5 protein-coding genes and 1 pseudogene are annotated in these 3,078 nt (G+C 71.7%); 4 read left to right on the top strand and 2 right to left on the bottom strand.

What is annotated here, in order from left to right; all coding sequences use genetic code 11:
* The 4 genes and pseudogenes from ACESL7_RS14810 to ACESL7_RS14795 all read left to right on the top strand — a co-directional run.
* Positions 1-360 (top strand): annotated as a pseudogene (locus ACESL7_RS14810) (class II fumarate hydratase); the annotation flags it as partial.
* 13 nt (positions 361-373) lie between these two features.
* The gene (locus ACESL7_RS14805) at positions 374-553 is read left to right on the top strand and encodes a DUF4169 family protein (protein ID WP_372894065.1); all 180 of its coding nucleotides are present in this window, start codon (positions 374-376) and stop codon (positions 551-553) included.
* Positions 550-786: a ribbon-helix-helix domain-containing protein gene (locus ACESL7_RS14800; RefSeq protein ID WP_372894064.1), complete on the top strand. Its 237-nt coding sequence runs from the start codon at positions 550-552 to the stop codon at positions 784-786. Before ACESL7_RS14805 ends, ACESL7_RS14800 begins: the two co-directional genes overlap by 4 nt.
* Positions 773-988, top strand: a complete 216-nt coding sequence (locus ACESL7_RS14795; protein WP_372894063.1) for a SlyX family protein — start codon at positions 773-775, stop codon at positions 986-988. Before ACESL7_RS14800 ends, ACESL7_RS14795 begins: the two co-directional genes overlap by 14 nt.
* Positions 989-992: 4 nt before the next feature.
* On the opposite strand, the gene ACESL7_RS14790 is transcribed toward ACESL7_RS14795, so the two are convergent.
* Both ACESL7_RS14790 and ACESL7_RS14785 read right to left on the bottom strand, forming a co-directional pair.
* A complete protein-coding gene (locus ACESL7_RS14790; protein WP_372894062.1) occupies positions 993-1,829 on the bottom strand; it encodes a hypothetical protein in 837 nt (278 codons plus the stop codon).
* On the bottom strand, positions 1,813-3,078 hold a 1,266-nt coding region (locus ACESL7_RS14785), incomplete at its 5' end, for a helix-hairpin-helix domain-containing protein (RefSeq protein ID WP_372894061.1). The genes ACESL7_RS14785 and ACESL7_RS14790, both read right to left, overlap by 17 nt.

Raw genomic sequence — 3,078 nt, 5'->3', positions numbered from 1 at the left:
GTGGGCTTCGCCGGCAGCCAGGGGCATTTCGAGCTGAACGTCATGAAGCCGATGATGGCCTACAACGTGCTGCAGTCCATGCAGCTGATCGGCGACGCCTGCTCTGCCTTCACCGACAATCTGGTCGAAGGGCTTCGGGCCGACGAGGCGCGGATCGACCGGCTGATGCGCGAGTCGCTGATGCTGGTGACCGCGCTCGCGCCCGAGATCGGCTATGACAACGCCACCACCGTCGCCAAGACCGCCCACAAGAACGGTACGACCCTGAAGGAAGAGGCGATCCGCCTCGGCTTCGTGGACGAGGCGACCTTCGAGCGCGTGGTCCGGCCCGAGACGATGATCGGGCCGAAGCCCGCCTGAAGGGAGGCGCGACATGGCCGATCAGCCGATCAACCTGAACCGCTACCGCAAGGCGAAGGCCCGGACCGAGGCGAAGCGGCAGGCCGACGAGAACGCGGTGGCTTTCGGCCGCACCAGGGCCGAAAAGGCACAGGCCCGCGCGGAGGCCGACCGCATCTTCCGCGCGATCGAGGGGATGAAGCGCGAGGAATGAGCGCCCGTCCGGTCAAGCGCTCGCTGACGCTGCGGGGCCACCGCACCTCGGTCTCGCTGGAAGAGCCGTTCTGGCAGGCGTTCCGGAAGATCGCGGCGGAGCGGGGCCGCACGATCAATGCGCTCGCCGCGGAAATCGACACGGCGCGCGGCGCAGAGGCCGGGCTGGCCTCGGCGATCCGGGTCTTCGTGCTCGACCACTACAGGAGGCGCAGCGGCGATGGCGACGGATGAGGACGAGCGGCAGGAACGCATCGAGCGCCACCTCGCCGAGCTCACCCGCACGGTTGAGGAGCTTTCCGAGGTGGTGGCGCGGCAGGAAGCGACGCTCGAACGGCTCGGCGCACGGGTGGAGCTCCTGATGCAGCGCGAGGCGGAGCGCGAAGCCGAGGGCGGCACGGAGGTCTTCGCCGACCGCCGCCCGCCGCACTGGTAAGGCGTCAGCCGCTCTTCAGGTCCACGGCAAGAACGGTGCCGTCGTGCAGCAGCACGTTCTTCCATGTCGGGCTGTCCCCGAAGCGCTCGTAAACGCTCAGGAACACCGTGTCCCGTGACAGACGGTCGATGCGCGGGCCGCAGGGCTCGCCGCGCGGGGTGCCGCAGACGCGGCGCTTGAGGCGCTCGTAGGCGTCGTCCGTGGCCGAGAAGGGCTGCGTCTCTGCCGGCAGTCCGTAGCGCAGCGCCTCATGCGTCGCCGGCGCGCCGAACATGACGAGGGCGGCCGTCACCTGCCGCACGCAGCCGTCGGCGAAGCCGGTGACGTAGAAGGCGTGCGGCGCCGTCTCTCCCGGTGCGCTGTCGTAAAGGCGATACATCGGACGGCGCTCGGGATATTGCCCGATCTGCTGGCCGAGCCGGCGCGTGGGCAGGTCGCAGAGCCGCCCGAGCGTGCCGTAGGCCGGCGCCTCGCCCGGCGCGACGTCGCGCAGCGTGGCCCCGCCCTCGGTTCGCGGGCCGCCGCCACCGAACAGGCGCGCGAAGACGCCGTTGCCCCGCGCGCCGTCCGGATCGCGGTCTGCGTCGGTCGCGTCCGCGCCGGTCGTCTCGCCGGGCGGCGCGTCACGGCTGCCCGGCCCGGCACGGTCGCCGCCGGACAGCAGCCGAGCGAGAAACCCGCGTCCGCCCCGGTCCCTCGCCGGCTCGCTCTCGCGCGCTTCGCCCCCGGCGCCGGACCCCGACCCGAAGGCGCCGCCGGACGGGTCATCCCCCGTGCCGCATCCCACCAGGGCCAGCGCGAGAACCGCCGCCGTGACGGGGCGCTCAGACCTCCTGAACATCGAGGACGCCGGGCAGGCTCTTGAGCGCGCGGCGCATCTCGGCACTCGCCGGAACACTGGCGCCGATGTCGACCTCGACCTCCCCCGGCAGCCCCTCGCCGATCAGGCAGAGCTTCAGCGGACCGGGGCGGTGCCCCGCGCCGCGCGCCACCGGCTCCTCGACAAGGCCCGCGACGGCGGTGATCGCCTCCGGCGCCTCGACGAAGATGCGCAGGCCCGTGGCGCCGGCCTGCGCCACCTCGCCCTCGGCGCGCATCACCCCCCGGCCCAACAGCTTCAGCTGGTCGGCCTCGAGCGTCGCCTCGACGCGGACGACGACCTTCGTGCCCGCCTCCAGCAACTCGCGCGAAGATTCCAGTGCCTCGGAGAAGAGCGTGACCTCGTAGGCGCCGGTCGGATCGGACAGCTGCGCGAAGGCGAAGCGGTTGCCGCGCGCCGACTTGCGCTCCTGCCGCCCGGCGACGACGCCGGCCATCTTGACCACCGCCGGCCCGCGCCGCACGCGCTCCTGCACCTCCTCGAGCGTCAGAACGTCGCGTCGGCGCAGCGCGGACATGTCGTCGTCGAGCGGGTGACCCGAGAGGTAGAAGCCCACCGCCGCGAACTCTTCCGCCAGACGCTCGGCCGGCAGCCAGTCCGGCGCGTCCGAGAGGCGGGGCTCGGGCAGATCGTCGCCCGCCTCGCCGAAGAGCGAGACCTGCGCCGACTCCCGCTGCTCGATCACCGCGGCCGAATAGGCCATGAGCGCATCGAGGCTTTCCAGCACGCGCCGCCGGTTCGGGTCGAGCACGTCGAAGGCCCCCGCGCGCGCCAGCATCTCCAGCGGGCGCTTGCCGATGCGCTTGAGCTCCACCCGCCGCGCAACGTCGAAGAGCGAGGCGAAGGGCGTCTCGCCCCGCCCCTCCACGATCAGCCGCATCGCCTCGACGCCGACGTTCTTGAGCGCGCCGAGCGCGTAGACCAGCCGCCCCTCGCGCACGGTGAACGTCGCCTCGGAGCGGTTCACGCAGGGCGGCTCCCACAGCAGCTTCAGGCCCTTGCGCACCTCCTCGAAGTAGACGGCGAGCTTGTCGGTGAGGTGGATGTCGCAGTTCATGACGCCGGCCATGAACTCCACGGGGTGGTTCGCCTTGAGCCAGGCGGTCTGGTAGCTGACCACGGCGTAGGCCGCGGCGTGGCTCTTGTTGAAGCCGTAGTTGGCGAACTTGTCGAGCAGGTGCCAGACCTCGACCGCCTTGGCCTCGTCCAC

This window comes from Rhodosalinus sp. (genome assembly GCF_041685465.1).
Taxonomy (GTDB): domain Bacteria; phylum Pseudomonadota; class Alphaproteobacteria; order Rhodobacterales; family Rhodobacteraceae; genus Rhodosalinus.
Note: the sequence above shows the minus strand (reverse complement) of the source record. Positions and strands in the feature narration are given on the sequence as shown.

Excerpts from the sequence above, each read along its gene's own strand:
- ACESL7_RS14805 (WP_372894065.1), top strand. The coding sequence starts at position 374 with ATGGCCGATCAGCCGATCAACCTGAACCGCTACCGCAAGGCGAAGGCC.
- ACESL7_RS14800 (WP_372894064.1), top strand. The coding sequence starts at position 550 with ATGAGCGCCCGTCCGGTCAAGCGCTCGCTGACGCTGCGGGGCCACCGC.
- ACESL7_RS14795 (WP_372894063.1), top strand. The coding sequence starts at position 773 with ATGGCGACGGATGAGGACGAGCGGCAGGAACGCATCGAGCGCCACCTC.
- ACESL7_RS14790 (WP_372894062.1), bottom strand. The coding sequence starts at position 1,829 with ATGTTCAGGAGGTCTGAGCGCCCCGTCACGGCGGCGGTTCTCGCGCTG.